This is a genomic window from Pseudomonas sp. 18058 (genome assembly GCF_902706155.1).
GTDB lineage: Bacteria > Pseudomonadota > Gammaproteobacteria > Pseudomonadales > Pseudomonadaceae > Aquipseudomonas > Aquipseudomonas rustica.
This window is the reverse complement of record NZ_CACSJY010000008.1, coordinates 134093-154358: the sequence shown is the minus strand read 5'-3', so window position 1 is coordinate 154358 and position 20266 is coordinate 134093. Positions and strand designations below refer to the sequence as shown.

The 20266-nt window shown below is 59.2% G+C and carries 14 protein-coding genes; 12 read left to right on the top strand and 2 right to left on the bottom strand.

The window, feature by feature from the left end; translation table 11 throughout:
* Positions 1–133: 133 nt before the first annotated feature.
* Both GVL50_RS06865 and GVL50_RS06860 read right to left on the bottom strand, forming a co-directional pair.
* The gene (locus GVL50_RS06865; RefSeq protein ID WP_053117311.1) at positions 134–1528 is read right to left on the bottom strand and encodes a PhoH family protein; all 1395 of its coding nucleotides are present in this window, start codon (positions 1526–1528) and stop codon (positions 134–136) included.
* A 337-nt stretch (positions 1529–1865) separates the two neighbouring features.
* A complete protein-coding gene (locus GVL50_RS06860) occupies positions 1866–2990 on the bottom strand; it encodes a polysaccharide deacetylase family protein (RefSeq protein ID WP_159812216.1) in 1125 nt (374 codons plus the stop codon).
* A gap of 252 nt (positions 2991–3242) precedes the next feature.
* On the opposite strand from GVL50_RS06860, the gene yaaA reads away from it, so the two are divergent.
* The 12 genes from yaaA (at position 3243) to GVL50_RS06800 (ending at position 20059) form a co-directional block, all read left to right on the top strand.
* Positions 3243–4022, top strand: a complete 780-nt coding sequence (yaaA, locus tag GVL50_RS06855) for a peroxide stress protein YaaA (protein WP_159812215.1) — start codon at positions 3243–3245, stop codon at positions 4020–4022.
* An 810-nt stretch (positions 4023–4832) separates the two neighbouring features.
* Entirely contained in the window at positions 4833–6149 is a 1317-nt protein-coding gene (locus GVL50_RS06850; protein ID WP_008087506.1) for a nucleotide sugar dehydrogenase, read from the top strand.
* Positions 6150–6398: 249 nt separating this feature from the next.
* Positions 6399–7880, top strand: a complete 1482-nt coding sequence (gene alg8 / locus GVL50_RS06845; RefSeq protein ID WP_371262356.1) for a mannuronan synthase — start codon at positions 6399–6401, stop codon at positions 7878–7880.
* A 35-nt stretch (positions 7881–7915) separates the two neighbouring features.
* Positions 7916–9085 carry an alginate biosynthesis protein Alg44 gene (locus GVL50_RS06840; RefSeq protein ID WP_053117301.1) on the top strand — a complete coding sequence of 390 codons (1170 nt, stop codon included), beginning with the start codon at positions 7916–7918 and terminating at the stop codon, positions 9083–9085.
* 9 nt (positions 9086–9094) lie between these two features.
* Positions 9095–10603: an alginate biosynthesis TPR repeat lipoprotein AlgK gene (gene algK, locus GVL50_RS06835; protein WP_306109860.1), complete on the top strand. Its 1509-nt coding sequence runs from the start codon at positions 9095–9097 to the stop codon at positions 10601–10603.
* Positions 10600–12081 (top strand): alginate export family protein, encoded by a 1482-nt coding sequence (locus GVL50_RS06830; protein ID WP_159812214.1) that lies wholly within the window; start codon positions 10600–10602, stop codon positions 12079–12081. Before algK ends, GVL50_RS06830 begins: the two co-directional genes overlap by 4 nt.
* 26 nt (positions 12082–12107) lie before the next feature.
* Positions 12108–13694, top strand: coding sequence for a mannuronan 5-epimerase AlgG (gene algG / locus GVL50_RS06825; RefSeq protein WP_159812213.1), 1587 nt, complete (start codon positions 12108–12110; stop codon positions 13692–13694).
* Between the two features lie 10 nt (positions 13695–13704).
* Positions 13705–15165 carry an alginate O-acetyltransferase gene (locus GVL50_RS06820; protein ID WP_053117297.1) on the top strand — a complete coding sequence of 487 codons (1461 nt, stop codon included), beginning with the start codon at positions 13705–13707 and terminating at the stop codon, positions 15163–15165.
* Between the two features lie 8 nt (positions 15166–15173).
* Complete coding sequence (locus GVL50_RS06815) at positions 15174–16298, top strand: mannuronate-specific alginate lyase (RefSeq protein ID WP_053117295.1); 1125 nt, start codon at positions 15174–15176, stop codon at positions 16296–16298.
* A 338-nt stretch (positions 16299–16636) separates the two neighbouring features.
* Positions 16637–18202 (top strand): MBOAT family protein, encoded by a 1566-nt coding sequence (locus GVL50_RS06810; RefSeq protein WP_053117293.1) that lies wholly within the window; start codon positions 16637–16639, stop codon positions 18200–18202.
* Positions 18203–18212: 10 nt separating this feature from the next.
* Positions 18213–19388, top strand: a complete 1176-nt coding sequence (locus GVL50_RS06805) for an alginate O-acetyltransferase (RefSeq protein ID WP_159812212.1) — start codon at positions 18213–18215, stop codon at positions 19386–19388.
* Between the two features lie 14 nt (positions 19389–19402).
* Entirely contained in the window at positions 19403–20059 is a 657-nt protein-coding gene (locus GVL50_RS06800; protein WP_105705573.1) for an alginate O-acetyltransferase AlgF, read from the top strand.
* Positions 20060–20266: the final 207 nt, after the last annotated feature.

Here is a 20266-nt window from a genome sequence, read left to right as displayed (position 1 = left end):
GCGGTGTATCAGGCACACATTTGGTGACTGGCACAGCGCATTCGCGAGCAAGCCCGCTCCCACATTGGTTATGCATTTATCCAGAAAAAAACCGGGCGGCTTTTGGGGCCGCCCGGTTTTGGTTGTGATGCGGTTACAGATGCGTTTCGGCGTATTCAGCCAGGATCGAGCGAGGCACCCCTTGCAGGGTGATGTGCACACCGTTCGGGAAATCCTTGAAGCGTTCGGTCAGGTAGGTCAGCCCGGAGCTGGTCGCGGACAGGTAAGGGGTGTCGATCTGTGCGAGGTTGCCCAGGCACACCACTTTCGAACCGGCGCCGGCACGGGTGATGATGGTTTTCATCTGGTGCGGTGTGAGGTTCTGGCATTCGTCGATCAGGATCAGGCTCTGCTGGAAGCTGCGACCACGAATGTAGTTGAGCGATTTGAACTGCAGCGGCACTTTGCTGAGGATGTAGTCGACGCTGCCATGGGTGTTTTCGTCATCCATGTGCAAGGCTTCGAGGTTGTCGGTGATGGCGCCCAGCCACGGCTCCATTTTTTCCGCTTCGGTGCCGGGCAGGAAACCGATCTCTTGGTCGAGACCCTGCACGCTACGGGTGGCAATGATGCGGCGATAACGTTTGCTGACCATGGTCTGCTCGATCGCAGCGGCCAGCGCCAGAATGGTTTTACCGGAGCCTGCCGCACCCGACAGGTTGACCAGATGAATGTCCGGATCGAGCAGCGCGTACAGCGCCAGACTTTGATAGATGTCGCGCGGCTTCAGCCCCCACGCTTCCTGGTGCAGCAGCGGTTCCTGATGCAGGTCGAGAATCAGCAGGCGGTCTTCTTCAATCTCCTTGATCCAGCCGACGAAGCCCTGTTCATCAATGATGAACTCGTTGATGTGCACGGCCGGCAGGTTGTCGATCAGTTGTACCTGGTGCCAGGTGCGGCCGTGATCCTGACGGGTTTCGACCTTGCTCACGCGGTCCCAGAAGGAGCCGGTCATGTTGTGATAGCCGTTCGGCAGCAAGGACACGTCGTCGACCAGTTGGTCGGTGCTGTAGTCCTCGGAAGCGATACCGCAGGCGCGCGCCTTGAGGCGCATGTTGATGTCTTTGGTGACCAGCACCACCGGTTTTTTCGGGTCGCGAGTGTGCAGGTCGATCAGTTGGTTGATGATTTTGTTGTCGTTCAGATGCTCGGGCAGAATCAGGTTCGATTCGGCCTGCTTGCTCATCAGAATTGACAGCAAGCCCTTCGGCCCGCCCTTGCCGCGCTGGATCGGCACACCCAGTTCGACATCTTCCGGGGACGCATCGCCCAGGGTTTTGTCGATCAGCCGGATGGCCTGACGGCATTCAGCGGCCACGCTGTGATGCCCGCTCTTGAGCTTGTCCAGCTCCTCAAGCACGGTCATCGGGATCGCGACGTGGTGTTCTTCGAAATTCAGCAGGGCGTTTGGATCGTGAATCAATACGTTGGTATCGAGTACATACAGGATTGGCTGGTTGGAAGAAGGGCTACGTCCGTGATCATCCATACTCGGTCACCTATGTCAGAGCCAGTAGACGCAATACCTGAGCGGTGCTGCGCCTCGAAGTGACTGCCGAAATCTCACCTGCGGAGATTCAAGTGACTGCAAACAAACGGGTCTTGGAAGACGCCACCTGTGTTGCAGGTTTCGGCGGTCTGTCTTCGTAATACTCCAAAACCGATGACATAAAAAAGTACTTTGACGGTTTTTTTAAGTTTATTTTGCAAAGTGACGAAAAGCCCTTGGCGGACTCCGTCGACACCGTTAGAGTCGGAAGTCCACCTGCAGCAAATTCTCTGAAAAAATCACCCCAAGCCCAATGTTTCCGGGCTTTTAGCGTTTCTCAGCGAAACGCGTCCTGACAGTCTTCCCAACCGATGCCGCTCTGCGCGGTTTGCGTGATCAGCCACGGCAACGAGGTCTTCACCGCGTCCTGTTTCATGTTGAAATTGATCACCCCGTGACGCCACAACAGCATCAGGGTCAGCACCCGTTGCGCGCTCGGCGCGCCCTTGAGTTTGCCGGCACCGTCCTGAGCATCAATGTCCCACAGCGCCACTTGCAGGCCCTGAGTGTTGAAGAAACCTTGCGCATCACTGCGGCGCTGGCCGTCCGGCGGACGGAACAGCGGTACGTAGTTTTCCGGCAGTTTGTTCTTCACCAGATCGGCGCTGCGCCGCACCGAATCCTGCCAGTCCTGCCAGTGGCTGTGGGAGCGGAACTCCCAGCCCTGCACGCCGACGCACTGTCTGGAGAACTCGGTTTGCAGGCTGCTCACCGAACGATCGCTCAGGCGTGCCTGAATATCCTTGCCCAACACAAAGAACGTGCCGCTCAGATTAGCCTTGCGCAGATAGCCGGTGAGCCAGTCGGTATTGTCCGGTTGCAGGTTGGCGGCGCTGTCGAACGTCAGCAGAAACAGCCGGTCGTGCATCTCGTCGCCGTTGCGCTCGTAGTCGCCGAAACGATCGACTTCGCTGCTGGTCTGCGGAAACAGCGCGGCCTTACGCATCAGTTCATCGAGATACTGCACATGGAAGATCCGACTCGGCTCGGCCCACTTGGTGTAATAGCTGTCGTCGCTGACGACGAACTTGGCAGCTTGCTCACGCAGGGTCGGCAGGTCTTCGACGAGGAAGCAGAACGAGGCGTCCTGATCGCAGCTTTGCTGGGCGTAGTTGTAGTTGGCCAACAGGCGCTGCCAGAGGCGCTGACGCAGGCTGTTGACCGCGTCGATATTCACCGTGCGCAGGCCGAGGCGCTGGGCCAGCGCGGTTTCGTCCAGCGCCTCGGTGCCGAGCAGGCCCCGGGCGAACATGAGAATTTCGGCGCGCGAGGCGACGTCGAACAGCGTCGGGCTGCTGAGCTGCTCCGGCCAGGTGCTGCGATCCAGCGTCGCTACATCGCCCGGCGCCGCGATGGCACCGAAGCTCAACAGCCACGCGGTGAATAAAAGAACAATGCGCAAAGGGGCGTCTCCATAACAAAACCCGCGCGGCACTATAGCTGATTAGATACGACGCTGATCCCTGTGGGAGCGGGCTTGCTCGCGAATGCGGTGGGTCATTCAACACATACAGCGACTGACAGGGCCTCTTCGGGAGCAAGCCCCCTCCCACAAAGGATTTGAGGTGAGCCGTCGATCACCTATGGGCTTGATAGCTGGAGTCAACACGGACAACCCCCTAGAATCGCCCCCACCATTAAAGGAGACGACTTCATGCTGATGGTGATTTCCCCCGCCAAGACCCTCGATTACGAAACACCGCCGGCGACCCAGCGCTTCACCCAGCCGCAGTACCTCGACCATTCTCAGGAACTGATCCAGCAATTGCGCGACCTGACCCCGGCGCAGATCAGTGAGCTGATGCACGTGTCCGACAAGATCGGCGGCCTCAACGCCGCGCGTTTCGGCAGCTGGACGCCCGCGTTCACCCCGGAAAACGCCAAGCAAGCGCTGCTCGCCTTCAAGGGCGACGTCTATACCGGCCTCGACGCACAATCTTTCAGTGAAGCCAACTTCGACTACGCGCAAAAGCATCTGCGCATGCTCTCCGGCCTCTATGGCCTGCTGCGCCCGCTCGACCTGATGCAACCGTATCGCCTGGAAATGGGCACCAAACTGGCCAACGCCCGTGGCAAAGACCTGTACGCGTTCTGGGGCACGCGCATCAGTGAATGGTTGAACGAAGCGCTGGCCGATCAGGGCGACGACGTGCTGCTCAACCTCGCATCCAACGAATACTTCTCGGCGGTTAAACGCACGGCGTTGAACGCGCGGATCATTAACACCGAGTTCAAGGATCAGAAGAACGGCCAGTACAAGATCATCAGCTTCTACGCGAAAAAGGCCCGTGGCCTGATGAGCCGTTTCGTGATTCAGGAAAAGATCAACGATCCGGCCCAGCTCAAGCAGTTCGATGCGCAGGGTTATCGCTACAGCGCCGAACAATCGAAACCTGACAACCTGGTATTTCTGCGCGACCACGCCCCCGAATAAAGCATGCCTAATGCACGACTCTTTTTATAAAGAGTCGTGCAGCTCGCACGACGTCAAAAATCCCTCGCTTGATTTCGCCATTTTTATGGCGCCAGAAAAAAATCCCTGTCCTTTCTAATTTTAGTTTCACTCGACACTGATCATTTTTTTCAGTAGTGGCACGTAACTTTTTTCACGGTAGTGGCACAAAACTATCTAGCGCAATGACGCCCCTATCAATAAAGGGCGAAACGGAAAGTGCTATCAAATTGAGACCAGTGCCATCTTTGTCAATATTTCAAAAAATTTCAGATGGCGCGATGAGCGGACTGGAACTATGTCCAAATGCGTAGTTCATACCACCGGTAACGATTCTCGCCGAGTTTGTACGAGATAACTTACGTAGGACAATTAGCCATGTAACCAAGTTGTCACAGCAACTTGCCTAGATGACTAACCGGTCGCAAAGCACACTGAAGGACAGGAGATACGCAGCATTAATATCCCCTACAAGGCCAAGGCCGCGCCCCTATAAACGTGCTCGCCTGAGCACCAAACCGCTTGATCTACGGGCCTTCCTGCCCGCCATCAAGCGCGCAAGACGAATGCACCTGAGTCTTCCACAAGGAAGATCCGCTGCATAACAGGGCAAGTCATAACTATAAGGCCTGGTTGCGCACATCTTGAGTGCACTTATTTAGACACTCGGAACTTTGTATGCCTGCACACGGCATTGTGGCGCCTGTAAGCCGCACTTTCGAGTGCACTAGTGAACGCTGAACACCATTAACTCCGGCCTTCTAAGGCCTGATATATACAGAGGTAATTGCGATGCGCATCAGCATATTTGGTTTGGGTTACGTTGGCGCAGTATGTGCCGGTTGCCTGTCTGCACGGGGCCATGACGTGGTTGGCGTCGATGTTGCCAAAGACAAGATCGACATGATCAACGCTGGCAAATCTCCCATTGTTGAACCGGGCCTGGGCGAACTTCTGCAACAGGGTATTCAAACCGGTCGTCTGCGTGGCACGACCAACTTCGCCGAAGCGATTCGTGACACTGACCTGTCGATGATCTGCGTCGGTACGCCGAGCAAAAAGAACGGCGACCTCGAACTGAACTACATCGAAGCCGTGTGCCGCGAGATCGGTTTTGTTCTGCGTGAAAAAACCACCCGCCACACCATCGTTGTACGCAGCACCGTATTGCCGGGCACTGTTGCCAACGTAGTAATCCCGATTCTCGAAGACTGCTCCGGCAAGAAAGCTGGCGTCGACTTCGGTGTTGCGGTCAACCCGGAATTCCTGCGTGAATCCACCGCAATCGCCGACTACGACCTGCCACCGATGACCGTCATCGGCGAGTTCGACAAGGCTTCTGGCGACGTTCTGCAATCGCTGTACGAAGAACTCGACGCACCGATCATCCGCAAGGACATCGCCGTTGCCGAGATGATCAAGTACACCTGCAACGTCTGGCACGCGACCAAAGTGACCTTCGCCAACGAGATCGGCAACATCGCCAAAGCGGTCGGCGTCGATGGTCGTGAAGTGATGGAAGTGGTCTGCCAGGACAAGACCCTCAACCTGTCCCAGTACTACATGCGCCCAGGCTTCGCCTTCGGCGGTTCGTGCCTGCCGAAAGACGTGCGCGCCCTGACCTACCGCGCCGGTTCGCTGGACGTCGAAGCACCGCTGCTCAACTCGCTGATGCGCAGCAACGAATCGCAAGTGCAGAACGCCTTCGACATCGTTGAAAGCCACGACAAACGCAAAGTCGCCCTGCTCGGCCTGAGCTTCAAGGCCGGCACCGACGACCTGCGCGAAAGCCCGCTGGTCGAGCTGGCCGAGATGCTGATCGGCAAGGGTTACGACCTGAGCATCTACGACAGCAACGTCGAGTACGCCCGTGTTCACGGCGCGAACAAAGACTACATCGAGTCGAAAATCCCGCACGTATCGTCCCTGCTCAACGCGGACTTCGATTCGGTGATCGACAACTCCGACGTGATCATCCTCGGCAACCGCGACGAGAAATTCCGTGCGCTGGCGCAACAGGCTCCGCATGGCAAACAGGTGATCGACCTGGTCGGCTTCATGGCCAAAGCCACCGACGCCGGTACTCGCACCGAAGGTATCTGCTGGTAAGGCAGACGTTGCACGGCGCCGCCCTCGCGACGCCGTGCAACAGAACCCAAATGTAGGAGCTGTCGAGTGAAACGAGGCTGCGATCTTTACCGGCAACGCTTGAGTTCCGAGTGAACCGGCAAAGATCAAAAGATCGCAGCCTTCGGCAGCTCCTACAGGGATCACCTGAATTGCGCGTGACATCGCAGTTTTTTGTAAGCCTGCCTTAACCCCATCGGGCCCGGCCCGAGATAGAGACGGATGCAGATTATGCACAGGCTAAAACACGGCCTACTTCAGGCCGCCGGTTGGCTGTTTTACCTAAGTTTGCTGATGGGCTTGGCCTTGATGCTGCCCACGTCCACGTTCGACTCCGAGTCGAAGGACTTCATTTTCCTGATTGGCGCCGTGGGTATCTGGCGCTATTCGATGGGTGCAACGCACTTTGTGCGCGGCATGATTTTTCTCTACATCGTTTACCCGCACCTGCGCCGCAAAGTGCGCAAGCTGGGTAAAGCGGCGGATCCGTCGCATGTGTTTCTGATGGTCACCAGTTTCCGTATCGACGCGCTGACCACAGCGCAGGTCTACAGCTCGGTGATCCGCGAAGCCATCGACTGCGAACTGCCGACCACCGTGGTTTGCTCGATCGTGGAAATGTCCGATGAGCTGCTGGTCAAGGCGCTGTGGGCGCGGATGAATCCGCCAGAGCGCGTCAAGCTCGACTTCGTGCGCATTCCCGGCACCGGTAAACGTGATGGCCTGGCCTACGGTTTCCGCGCGATCTCCCGTCACCTGCCGGACGACCGAGCCGTGGTCGCCGTGATCGATGGCGACACCGTGCTCGGCGAAGGCACCGTGCGCAAGACCGTGCCGTGGTTCCAGCTGTTCGGCAACGTCGGCGGCCTGACCACCAACGAATTCTGCGAAGTGCGCGGCGGCTACATCATGAGCGAATGGCACAAGCTGCGTTTCGCCCAGCGCCACATCAACATGTGCTCGATGGCCCTGTCCAAACGCGTGCTGACCATGACCGGGCGTATGTCGGTATTCAAAGCGTCTGTGGTGACCAATCCGGAATTCATCGCCGACGTTGAAAGCGACTCGCTGCAACACTGGCGTCTGGGCCGTTTCAAGTTTTTGACCGGCGACGACAAGTCGAGCTGGTTCAGCCTGATGCGCCTTGGCTACGACACCTTCTACGTGCCTGACGCGGCGATCAACACCGTTGAACACCCGCCGGAAAAGAGCTTCATCAAGGCCAGCCGCAAACTGATGTTCCGCTGGTACGGCAACAACCTGCGCCAGAACTCGCGAGCACTGGGCCTGGGTGTGAAACGCCTCGGCGCCTTCACCTCGGTGGTGCTGTTCGATCAACGCGTATCGATGTGGACGTCACTGCTCGGCCTGACCGTGGCGATCATTGCCAGCTTCAAATACGGCACCGCGTTCATCCTCGTTTACCTGCTGTGGATCGGCATCACCCGCCTGATTCTGACCCTGCTGCTGTCGTGCTCCGGTCACCGCATCGGCCCGGCTTATCCCGCGATTCTTTATTACAACCAGATCGTCGGTGCGCTGGTGAAGATCTACGTGTTCTTCCGCCTCGACCAACAATCCTGGACACGCCAACCCACATCCCTGACCCGTGATCTCGCCAGCTTTCAACGTTGGTTCAACACCTGGTCGTCTCGGACCATGACCTTCTCCGCCGGCAGCATTTTTGTCGCCGTGCTGCTGATGATGGTCTGACCCGCCCCTATTGAATTAACAAGGAAATCGCCCCTATGAATACCGCCGTCAACGCCAACGTAGTGCATGAATCCGAAGCCCAGCGCCAACACGCCCGCGTGAAAATCCCGGCCAAACTGCGCTTTTTCGGCCCCGACCGGACACCGGTTGAAGCGCGGGTCATCGACCTGTCGGCCGGTGGTCTGGCGTTCAACGCCGGGCAGTTGCCGCTCAAGGCTGGCGACGTGCACAAGGCGCGTCTGCAATTCGTCATCGACAACCTCGGGCTGGCGATGGACGTGGAACTGCAGATCCGTTCTTACGACCGCCAGACCGGCCGCGTCGGTTGCCAGTTTCAGAACCTCGAGCCGCAGGACATTTCCACCCTGCGCCACTTGATCACTTCGCACCTGGCCGGCGACATCGTCAGCATGGGTGAAGTGCTGGCAACGCTGCAGCGCGACAACTTCACCAAGGCGCGCAAAGTGAAGGACGGCGGCTCCGGCATGACCCCGTTCGGTCGACTGAAAGCAGTGACCTTCAGCGCCGGTGTGTTTGTCGTCGGTCTGGTCGCGGCGGGCTTCATTTTCAAATCGGTGTACGGCATGTACTTCGTCAGCCACGCGCAGGCCGGTCTGGTCAGCGTGCCGGGGATGAACATCACCATGCCGCGCGACGGCACCGTGCAGAGCCTGATCAAGTCCGACGGCGTTGCCGCCAAAGGCGCGCCACTGGCGACCTTCAGCACCAGCATGCTCGACGTGCTCAAGGGCCATCTGGAAGAAGATCAACTGTCCCCGGCCAAGGTTGAAGAACTGTTCGGCAAACAAATGACCGGCACCCTGACTTCGCCCTGCGATTGCACCGTGGCCCAGCAACTGGTGGCTGACGGTCAATACGCGAGCAAGGGCGACGTGATCTTCCAACTGGTGCCGCGCAACACTCAGGCCACCGTTGATGCGCGCTTCTCCTATCGCCAGTTCGGCGACGTGCGTCCGGGCACTCCGGTGAGCTTCCAGATCGCCGGCGAAGACAAGACCCGCACCGGCAAGATCGTCAGCAGCACCAGCCTGAAAAGCGCCGACCTGTCCTCTGACATCCGCGTACAGATCCAGCCAGACGAGCCGCTCGACAGCAACCTCGCCGGCCGCCCTGTGGAAGTCAACAGCGACCGTGGCCCGAACCTGAACTGGCTGATCGACAAAGCCATGGCTGCCGGTCTTTAAGTCGAGGACATGCCTGTGACTACTCCACCCATCCTGAAAACACCGCGATCCCTGTGGGAGCTGGCCTGCCGGCGATTGGATCAGCGCGGTGTGTCTGATGTACCGCGCCGCCTGAATCGCGAGCAGGCTCACTCCTACATGGGCACGGTGTGTGCCTTGGCGCTGGCGGTGAGTCTGGCCGGTTGCGCCGGCCTGCCCGATCAGCGTCTGGCCAACGAAGCGCTCAAGCGTGGCGACACTGCCACCGCTGCGCAGAATTATCAGCAACTGGCTGATCTGGGTTACAGCGAAGCGCAAGTCGGCCTCGCTGATATCCAGGTCGACAGCCGCGACCCTGAGCAGATGAAACAGGCCGAAGCGACTTACCGCGCCGCCGCCAGTGTTTCGCCGCGTGCTCAGGCGCGTCTGGGCCGCTTGCTGGTGGCCAAACCGGGTTCCACCGAAGCCGAGCACCAAGAAGCCGAAACCCTGCTGAAAAAAGCCGCCGCCAATGGCGAAGGCAACACGTTGATCCCGCTGGCGATGCTCTACCTGCAATACCCGCACAGTTTCCCGAACATCAACGCGCAGCAGCAGATCGATCAATGGCGCAAATCCGGTTATCCGGAAGCAGGTCTGGCGCAGGTGCTGCTGTATCGCACCCAAGGCACCTACGACCAGCACCTGGATGACGTGGAAAAAATCTGCAAAGCCGCGCTCAATACCACCGACATCTGCTACGTCGAACTGGCCACGGTCTATCAGAAACGTGCCCAGCCAGAACAGCAAGCCGAGCTGATCAAGCAGATGCAGGCCGGCTACAGCCGTGGCACCGTCACCGCCCAGCGCGTCGATTCCGTGGCCCGTGTATTGGCCGATTCGACCCTCGGCAAGCCCGACGAAAAAACCGCGCAGTCCCTGCTTGAGCCGATCGCTCCTGGCTACCCGGCGTCGTGGGTGACCCTCGCGCAACTGCTGTACGACTACCCGGAACTGGGCGACGTCGACCAGATGATGAAGTACCTCGACAACGGCCGCGCCGCCGACCAGCCGCGCGCTGAGCTGTTGCTGGGCAAGCTCTACTACGAAGGCAAAATGGTCCCGGCCGACGCCAAAGTCGCCGAAGAACATTTCCAGAAAGCCGTTGGCCGTGAAGTCGCCGCCGACTACTACCTCGGCCAGATCTATCGCCGTGGCTACCTCGGCAAGGTCTATCCGCAGAAGGCGCTCGACCACTTGCTGACCGCTGCGCGCAACGGCCAAAACAGCGCCGACTTCGCCATCGCGCAACTGTTCTCCCAAGGCAAGGGCACCAAGCCCGATCCGCTCAACGCCTACGTCTTCAGCCAACTGGCCAAGGCGCAAAACACCCCGAAAGCCGATGAGCTGGCGACCACCCTCGCCGCGCAATTGCCGCCCGAGCGTCTGGCCGAAGCCCAACGTCTGCTGCAACAGGAGCAAGCCAGCCGTGGCGCTCTGAACCAGAACACGCTGCAACTGCACGCCCTGCAAGAAGAAGACGGCGAGGAAAAATTATGAAGTTGAATCCATTCGTGAAGGCCGGCATTGGCCTCACTTTCGCGCTGATCTGGTCTTGCCCGACACTGGCCGCGATGACTGAAACCAAAAACTTCGGCCTCGAAGTGAAAGTCACCGGCCAGTCCGAAGACGACCGTGATCTCGGCACCGCCAGCGGCGGCGACGTCAACGGCGTCGGCCTCGACCTGCGTCCGTGGATCTACGGCGAAAGCGGCGCGTGGAGCGCCTACGCCATGGGCCAGGCCGTGACCTCGACCGACATCATCGAAACCGACACCCTGCAACAATCCGACGGTGAACAAGCCACCGACAACGGCGATCGCAAAACCAAGAAAAACTACCTGGCGATGCGCGAGTTCTGGGTTGGCTACAGCGGCCTCACGCCGTACCCGGGCGAGATGCTCAAGTTCGGTCGCCAGCGCCTGCGCAATGACGACGGCCAATGGCGCGACACCAACATCGAAGCGCTGAACTGGACCTTCGACACCACCCTGTTGCGCGCCAACGCCGGTGTCGCCGAACGCTTCAGCGAATACCGCACCGACTTGAAAGAGCTGGCGCCGAAAGACAAAGATCGCCTGCACGCCTACGCCGATGCCGCTTACCAGTGGACGCCGGGCCAGTGGGTCGGCATTCGTGGTCACCATACCCACGACGACGGCAAACTCGATTACGCCGAGCCGGGTGTCCCGCGTGATTCGCTGGATAAAACCGAGAACGGCGACATCAGTTGGATCGGCCTGACCGCCGACAGCGACGCCTACAACTGGCGCAACACCAACACCGTCAACTACTGGGGCAGCATCACCGGCATGAGCGGCGACCGCGACACGGTTAACGCGCTGAACGCCGATGGCACGCGCCCGGCACAAGCCAAGCGCAGCGATGACGTCAACGGCTGGGCCACCGACATCGGTGTGCGCCTGCGCCTTGATCCGCAATGGCAAGTCGGCGGTGCGTATGCCCGCGCCAGCGCCGATTACGAACAGAATGGTCTGGAGAGCAACCGCTCCAACTACACCGGTACGCGTTCGCGGGTTCACCGTTTCGGCGAAGCCTTCCGTGGCGAAATGAACAACATGCAGACCGCCACGCTGTTCGGTTCGTGGATGGTTAACGACGAGTACGACGCCAGCCTGATCTACCACAAGTTCTGGCGTGTCGACGGCAACAAGCCGGTCGGCAGCAACGGCATCAACGCCGTGGAAAACAACACCGACGACGCCACCGGCGCCATTCTTTCCAGCACCTCGCTGCCGCTTGAAGACGGCAACAAGGATCTCGGTCAGGAGATGGATCTGGTCGTCACCAAGTACTTCAAGCAAGGCCTGTTGCCGGCGGCGTTGAGCCAGTCGATCGACGAGCCTTCGGCCCTCGTGCGTTTCCGTGGCGGTGTGTTCAAACCGGGCGATGCCTACGGCAAGCAGGTTGATTCGTACATGCACCGCGCGTTCATCGACGTGATCTGGCGCTTCTGATGCAAACCGCCAAGGGAGTGCCCGACATGATCAGCACCAGGATAGGCTCACTCAGCCTGCTGGCCGGCGCGATGCTGCTGGCCAGCGCCGGCGCCTTCGCCAATGTGGAGCCGACGGCGCAACAACCGGCCAAGCCGGCAACCGTGGCCAAAGAACTGCAACAGGCCAAGACCTACACCGTCAGCAGCGCGCCGACCGACGCGCTGAATCTGGCCGCGCCAAAACTGCCCGACCTGTCCGGCTTCACCGCCGAAGCCGCTGCGGCGAAAATCGTCCGCAGCAAACCGGGCAAGATCAGCGTGCGCCGGATGATGCAGGAAGACGCCCTGAAGGACTTCATCGGCGGCGACAACAAGATGGCCGAATGGGTGGTGCGTCAGCACGGCATCCCGCAGGCGATCTTCGTCGACGACGGCTACATCAACCTCAAGGATCTGGCGCAGAAACTGCCCAAGCAGTACTTCAGCGAGACCTCGCCGGGCGTGTATCTGTCGAAGCTGCCGATTGTTGTCGGCCGCAAAGGCATCCTCGAAATCGACGGCCAGACTCAGGAACTGCGCCTGTCGCAAGAGGCCGGTTCGTTCCTGGTCAACGACGGTCAGTTGTTCGTGCGTGATACCAAAATCACTGGCTGGCGCGAGAAGGACAACGGCCCGGCAACCTTCCGTTCGCCGAAGGAATTCCGTCCGTTCCTGCTCGCCTGGGGTGGCACCGAGACTTACATCGTCAACAGCAAGATGGCCAGCTTCGGCTACGCCAACAGTAAGTCGTACGGCGTGAGTATTTCCCAGTACACGCCGAACATGGCCAAGGTGCTCAAGCGTCCTGAACCGACTGGCTGGATCGTCGGCTCCGAGTTCTCCGACATGTGGTACGGCTTCTACTGCTACGAGACCCGCGACTTCGTGGTCAAGGGCAACACCTACAAAGACAACATCGTTTACGGCATCGACCCGCACGACCGTTCCCACGGCCTGATCATTGCCGAGAACACTGTGCACGGCACGAAGAAGAAGCACGGGATCATTATTTCCCGTGAGGTCAACGACAGCTTCATCTTTAACAACAAGAGCTTCGACAACCATCTTTCGGGCCTGGTGATCGACCGTAACAGCGTCAACAACATCATTGCCTACAACGAGATCTACAAGAACCACACCGACGGCATCACGCTCTACGAGTCCGCCGACAACCTGCTGTGGGGCAACAAGGTCATCAGCAACAAGCGCCACGGCATCCGCATTCGTAACAGCGTGAACATTCGCCTCTACGAAAATGTCGCCATGGCCAACGGCCTGACCGGCGTTTACGGCCACATCAAGGATCTGAGCGACACCGACCGTGACATCAAGCTCGACCCGTTCGATGCGCAGGTGTCGCTGATCGTGGTTGGCGGTGAGCTGGCGGCCAATGGTAGCGGCCCGCTGTCGATCGATTCGCCTTTGAGTGTCGAGCTGTATCGCGTGTCGATGCTGGCGCCGACCAAATCCAGCGGCATCAGCTTCAACGGCATCCTCGGCGAGCGCCAGGATGAAATTCTCGACCTGCTGGTGCGCCAGCAGAAAGCCGTGCTGATCGACCCTGTCGAACGCCAGACCGAAATGCAGGACTGAGGATAATTTTATGCACCCACACTTGATCAAATTACTCAGCCTGTCGGCCCTGACCGTGGGCATTCTCGCGGCCAGCAACGGCGCCCGCGCCGATGAAGGCGCCGCCGCCACGCCGCCAAAGTTCAGCGCCGAACCGTGCTGCAACCTGTGCCCGGCGGCGCATGACGCGAAAAACTACACCACGCGTTATCAGCAGAACTTCACCACGCTGGTGCAGGCGCAAGGCGACTGGCTGTTCCGCACTCAGGAAGATTTGCGCACCGAGTTCAACACCACCCCGGCCGGCTACAAACGCCTGCAACAGCTGCACGATGCGTTCAAGGCCAAAGGCGTCGAGCTGGTGATTGTTTACCAGCCAACCCGTGGCCTGGTGAACCGCAACAAGCTCAACCCGCAGGAAAAAGCCGCGTTCGATTACGAGAAAGCGCTGGGCAACTACAAGACGATGCTCGGCCGTTTCGCCAAGATGGGTTACGTCGTGCCAGACCTGTCGCCGCTGACCAACGAATCGCTGCCAGACACCCTGCCCGCCCACGATTTCTACTTCCGCGGCGACCAACACTGGACGCCATACGGTGCACAGCGCACGGCGAAAATCGTCGCCGAGAAGGTCAAGCAGATCCCGGCCTTCGCCGACGTGCCCAAGCGTGAATTCGAAACCAAACGCTCCGGGCGCATGGGCAAGACCGGCACCCTGCACAACATGGCCGGGCAACTGTGCGGCACCAGTTACGCGATCCAGTACATGGATCAATTCACCACCGAGCCTAAGGGCGAGGCTGGCGACGGCGATCTGTTCGGTGATTCCGGCAACCCGCAAATCACCCTCGTCGGTACGTCGCACAGCGGCAAGAACTACAACTTCGCCGGCTTCCTCGAAGAAGCCATCGGCGCCGACATTCTCAACGTCGCGTTCCCCGGCGGTGGTCTGGAAGGTTCGATGCTGCAGTACCTCGGCAGCGACGAATTCCAGAAGACCCCGCCGAAAATCCTCATCTGGGAATTCTCGCCGCTGTATCGCCTCGACCAGGAGACCATCTATCGCCAGATGATGTCCCTGCTCGACAATGGCTGCGAAGGCAAAGACGCGCAGATGTCCGCGAGCACCACGCTCAAGCCGGGCGGCAAACAAGAACTGCTGGTCAACAGCAAGAACCTGAACCTGCAGAACAGCAGCCATCAGGTCGACATCCGCTTCGCCGATCCTTCGGTGAAAACCCTGCAAGCCACCCTCTGGTACATGAACGGTCGCCACGAGGACATCAAGATCGAGAAACCGGAAACCTCCGACACCGACGGTCGTTTCGCCTTTGAGTTGCGCACGGACGAAGACTGGGCCACGCAGAACCTGCTGGCGGTCGAAGTTCAAGGCCCGGAAGCGGGCACCGCGCCGCAAAAAGTCGAAGCGAAAATCTGCAAACGCAACGTATTCCCGGGCGCTGGGCAACAAACCGCTCAGGTCGGGCAATGAGGTCTGCTATGCGAAATCCGAAACTCAAAAATCTGTTGGCACCGACGCTGCTGAGCCTGGCGATGTTCGCCGGGGCGACTCAGGCCGCCGCGCCACTGCGTCCACCGCAGGGCTATTTCGCGCCTGTGGATAAATTCAAGACCGGCGACAACAGCGAAGGCTGCGATGCCATGCCGACGCCGTACACCGGGCCGCTGCAATTTCGCAGCAAATACGAAGGCTCGGACAAGGCGCGTTCGACGCTGAACGTGCAGTCGGAAAAAGCTTTCCGCGACACCACCAAAGACATCACCACGCTGGAACGCGGCACTGCCAAACGGGTGATGCAGTTCATGCGCGACGGTCGTCCGGAACAGCTCGACTGCACGCTGAACTGGCTGACCGCGTGGGCCAAGGCCGACGCGTTGATGTCGAAAGACTTCAACCACACCGGCAAGTCGATGCGCAAATGGGCGTTGGGCAGCATGGCCTCTTCGTACATTCGCCTGAAGTTCTCCGACTCGCATCCGCTGGCGCAACATCAGCAGGAAGCGCAGGTGATCGAGGCGTGGTTCAGCAAAATGGCCGATCAGGTGGTCAGCGATTGGGACAACCTGCCGCTGGAAAAAACCAACAACCATTCCTACTGGGCCGCATGGTCGGTGATGGCGACGTCGGTCGCGACCAACCGCCGCGACCTGTTTGACTGGGCGGTGAAGGAATACAAGGTCGGCGCCAATCAGGTCGATGCCGACGGTTACCTGCCGAACGAACTCAAGCGCCAGCAACGCGCCCTCGCCTATCACAACTACGCCCTGCCGCCGCTGGCAATGATCGCCAGTTTCGCTCAGGTCAACGGGGTCGATTTGCGTCAGGAAAACAACGGTGCGCTGAAGCGTCTGGGTGATCGGGTGTTGTCCGGGGTGAAAGATCCGGATGAATTCGAGAAGAAGAACGGCAAAGAGCAGGACATGACCGACCTGAAAGAGGACATGAAATTCGCCTGGCTCGAACCGTTCTGCACCCTCTACACCTGTGCGCCGGATGTCATCGAGAAGAAGCGCGGCATGCAGCCGTTCAAGACCTTCCGCCTCGGTGGCGACCTGACCAAGGTCTACGACCCGTCCCATGAAAAGGGCAACAAGGGCTCTTGAAAGGCGAAAAGCAAAAGCCCCTCACCCTAACCCTCTCCCGGAGGGAGAGGGGACTGACCGAGGTGTTTTTGAGAAATCCGCCGACCTGATACATCGAATCGATCTCAGGTGTTGAAAAACAACCGAGATCAGGCTGTAAGGAAATACCGAGTCGATCTCCATTTCTGAAAACCATGGAGATCAGGCTCCCTCTCCCTCCGGGAGAGGGCGGGGGGTGAGGGGCGCGGTCTGACGGCCAGCTCCGACCTCAAGCAAGCACTGTGTCACCCCTCCACTACCACGGGGGGTTTGGGGGGGCTTTGGCCCTTGACTGTTGGTTCAAACATGGAGAGATCGGGATGGTATTTTCATCCAACGTGTTCCTGTTTCTGTTCTTGCCGATCTTTCTCGGCTTGTACTACTTGAGCGGGCAACGCTATCGCAATTTGCTGCTGCTGATCGCCAGCTACGTGTTCTATGCCTGGTGGCGTGTGGACTTCCTCGCGCTGTTCGCCGCCGTCACATTGTGGAACTACTGGATCGGCCTCAAAGTCGGTGCCGCCGGTGTCAGAACCAAACCGGCGCAGCGCTGGCTGTTGCTCGGTGTCGCAGTCGATTTGTGCATCCTCGGCTACTTCAAGTACGCCAACTTCGGCGTCGACAGCATCAACGCGATGATGACGTCGGTCGGTCTGTCGCCGTTCATCCTCACCCACGTGCTGCTGCCGATCGGGATTTCGTTCTACATCTTCGAATCGATCAGCTACATCATCGACGTGTATCGCGGCGACACCCCGGCCACGCGCAACCTGATCGACTTCGCGGCGTTCGTGGCTATCTTCCCGCACTTGATTGCCGGCCCGGTGTTGCGTTTCCGCGACCTCGCCGACCAGTTCAACAACCGCACGCACACCCTCGATAAATTCTCCGAGGGCTGCACGCGGTTCATGCAGGGTTTCATCAAGAAGGTCTTCATCGCCGACACCCTCGCGGTGGTCGCTGACCATTGCTTCGCCCTGCAAAACCCGACCACCGGTGACGCGTGGCTTGGCGCACTCGCCTACACCGCGCAGCTGTATTTCGACTTCTCCGGTTACAGCGACATGGCGATTGGTCTGGGCTTGATGATGGGTTTCCGCTTCATGGAAAACTTCAAACAGCCGTACATCAGCCAGTCGATCACCGAGTTCTGGCGTCGCTGGCACATCAGCCTGTCGACCTGGCTGCGTGACTACCTGTACATCACCCTCGGCGGTAACCGTAAAGGCACGCTGATGACCTATCGCAACCTGTTCCTGACCATGCTCCTCGGTGGTCTGTGGCACGGCGCGAACATCACCTACATCGTCTGGGGCGCCTGGCACGGCATGTGGCTGGCGATTGAAAAAGCGCTGGGCCTGAACACTTCGCCACGCAGCCTCAACCCGATCCGCTGGGCGCTGACCTTCCTGCTCGTGGTCATGGGCTGGGTGATCTTCCGCGCCGAGAACCTGCACGTTGCCGGGCGCATGTACGGCGCGATGTTCAGCTTTGGCGACTGGTCGCTGTCGGAACTCAATCAGGCCAGCCTCACCGGTCTGCAAGTGGCGACTCTGGTTGTGGCGTACGTGACGCTGGCGTTCTTCGGCCTGCGTGATCTCTACACCAACCAGCCGCCGGCCAAGAGCAAACCTGAAGTCAACGTCGAGGCCAACGGCCCAGCGACGGCGACTCCGGGAATGATCAAGGCAGCCCCTGGCGAAAACCCGGCGAGCATCCATGAGCCTGGCTACACCGTCGGCGTCGAAGCCCAGGTGCAACCGGCCTACTGGAGCGCGGACTGGTCGCGCTACGTGATGCGCGGCTTGATCCTGCTGCTGTTCATCGCCTCGATTCTCAAACTCTCGGCGCAAAGCTTCTCGCCGTTCCTTTACTTCCAGTTCTGAGGGATCTGACATGACCCGCTCATTACGCATCTTCTACATCGCCCTGTTCCTGGTGACCCTGTTGGTCTTGGGTCTGTGGTCGGTTCGCAGCTTCTTCGGCTTCAGCACCAATGCCGATGCGACGGTGCTCAACGGCCGCTGGACCAAGGCTGTGGAAACCCACTACGACGATGAGTTCCCGATCAAGCGTCTGGGCACTAACCTCTGGGCCGCGCTGGATTTCAAACTGTTCAACGAAGGTCGTCCGGGCGTGGTGCTCGGCCGCGATCAGTGGTTGTACAGCGATGAAGAATTCAACCCGATCGTCAACGAAGAGCTGAACCTGCAAGGCAACTACGCGCTGGTCGAAGGCGTGCGCCAGACCCTGAAAGCGAAAGGCGTGAAACTGGTGATGGCGATCGTGCCGGCCAAGGTTCGTCTGTACCCGGAGCATCTGGGTGAAGTGAAACCGGCGAGCATTCACGAAAATCTCTATCAGGATTTCCATGCTCGTGTAGCCGCCGACAAGATCCTCGCCCCTGACTTGCTCAAGCCGTTCCAACAGGCCAAGCAAAGCGGTCAGCAAGTGTTCCTGCGCACCGATACGCACTGGACGCCTGAGGGCGCCGAGGTTGCAGCAAACACTTTGGCGAAAACCATCGCCGACAAGTTCCCGCTCAGCGGCGAGCCGCAGCGCTTCGTTACCACGCCAGCGGAAAAGGTCACGCACAAGGGCGATCTGCGCTTGTTCCTGCCGCTCGATCCGCTGTTTGAAAACCTGATGCCGGCACAAGAGCCGCTGCAAAAGCGCAACACCGTCGCGGCTGGCGATCAGCCTGCCGGTGACGACGCGCTGTTCGCCAGCAATGAAGTGCCGGTGGCACTGGTCGGCACCAGCTACAGCGCCAACCCCAACTGGAACTTCGTCGGTGCGCTGAAACAAGCGCTGCACAGCGACGTGGTGAGCTACGCCGAAGACGGCCACGGCCCGATCCTGCCAATGCTCAGCTACCTGAAAAGCGATGACTTCAAGAACAGCCCGCCACAGGTGCTGATCTGGGAGTTTCCTGAACGATATCTGCCTGTGAACAACGAAATCGGCGACGCCGACCCGCAGTGGGTCGCAGAGCTTAAACAAGCCGGCGCGCGCCAACAAAACGTAGCAATCAACACTAAATCCGAGACGCCCGATCGGGCGCAAAACTGAAAGAGAGGTACACCATGACTTTCACTACTACTCCTCGTCGTCTCGCAAAACGCATTGCACTGGTTGCAGGTCTGAGCGTGCTGTCGGTTCAAGCTTTCGCCGGTGGTGACGCCGCACTTTATGGCCCGACTGCACCGAAAGGCTCGTCCTTCGTGCGCGTCTATAACGCCAGCAACGCTGAAGTCAGCGCCACCGTCGGCAGCACCAACCTGAGCGACGTTGCGCCACTGGCCAGCAGCGACTTCAGCTTCATGCCGGGAGGTGATTACAGCGCCAAAGTCGGCAGCCAGACCCTGCCGGTGAAACTCGCCGGTGACCACTACTACACCCTGGTCAACAACGCTTCCGGCGCGCCGCAACTGATTGAAGAGCCGCCGTTCAAGAACAAGCAGAAATCCCTGGTGCGCGTGCAGAACCTCAGCGACAAACCGCTGACCCTGAAGACCGCCGACGGCAAGACCGACGTGGTGCCGAACGTCGCCGCCAAAGGCCGTGGCGAACGTGAAATCAACCCGGTGAAAGTCAGCCTGGCGCTGTACGAAGGTGACAAGAAAGTCGGCGACGTAAAACCGGTCGCCCTTGAGCGCGGTGAAGCGGCGGTGCTGTACGTCACCGGCAGCGGCAGCAGCCTGTCGCCAGTCTGGGTAAAACGCCCGGTGTCGACTCGCTAACAAATTTCCCGAGAAGACGCTGATCCCTGTAGGAGCTGCGGCACGCTGCGATCTTTTGACTCTGTTTATGAAGATCAAGATCAACAGATCGCAGCCTTCGGCAGCTCCTACAAGGGAATGCGGCGGCCTCTCGGTACGAAACAAAAACAAGAGTGAAACGACACAGCGTTCGTGCCTCTAACCAATCGATTTTATGGAGTAAACAAT

Excerpts from the sequence above, each read along its gene's own strand:
- GVL50_RS06810 (WP_053117293.1), top strand. The coding sequence starts at position 16,637 with ATGGTATTTTCATCCAACGTGTTCCTGTTTCTGTTCTTGCCGATCTTT.
- GVL50_RS06805 (WP_159812212.1), top strand. The coding sequence starts at position 18,213 with ATGACCCGCTCATTACGCATCTTCTACATCGCCCTGTTCCTGGTGACC.
- GVL50_RS06840 (WP_053117301.1), top strand. The coding sequence starts at position 7,916 with ATGAATACCGCCGTCAACGCCAACGTAGTGCATGAATCCGAAGCCCAG.
- GVL50_RS06820 (WP_053117297.1), top strand. The coding sequence starts at position 13,705 with ATGCACCCACACTTGATCAAATTACTCAGCCTGTCGGCCCTGACCGTG.
- GVL50_RS06815 (WP_053117295.1), top strand. The coding sequence starts at position 15,174 with ATGCGAAATCCGAAACTCAAAAATCTGTTGGCACCGACGCTGCTGAGC.
- yaaA (WP_159812215.1), top strand. The coding sequence starts at position 3,243 with ATGCTGATGGTGATTTCCCCCGCCAAGACCCTCGATTACGAAACACCG.
- GVL50_RS06800 (WP_105705573.1), top strand. The coding sequence starts at position 19,403 with ATGACTTTCACTACTACTCCTCGTCGTCTCGCAAAACGCATTGCACTG.
- algK (WP_306109860.1), top strand. The coding sequence starts at position 9,095 with ATGCCTGTGACTACTCCACCCATCCTGAAAACACCGCGATCCCTGTGG.
- alg8 (WP_371262356.1), top strand. The coding sequence starts at position 6,399 with ATGCACAGGCTAAAACACGGCCTACTTCAGGCCGCCGGTTGGCTGTTT.
- GVL50_RS06865 (WP_053117311.1), bottom strand. The coding sequence starts at position 1,528 with ATGGATGATCACGGACGTAGCCCTTCTTCCAACCAGCCAATCCTGTAT.
- GVL50_RS06830 (WP_159812214.1), top strand. The coding sequence starts at position 10,600 with ATGAAGTTGAATCCATTCGTGAAGGCCGGCATTGGCCTCACTTTCGCG.
- GVL50_RS06850 (WP_008087506.1), top strand. The coding sequence starts at position 4,833 with ATGCGCATCAGCATATTTGGTTTGGGTTACGTTGGCGCAGTATGTGCC.
- algG (WP_159812213.1), top strand. The coding sequence starts at position 12,108 with ATGATCAGCACCAGGATAGGCTCACTCAGCCTGCTGGCCGGCGCGATG.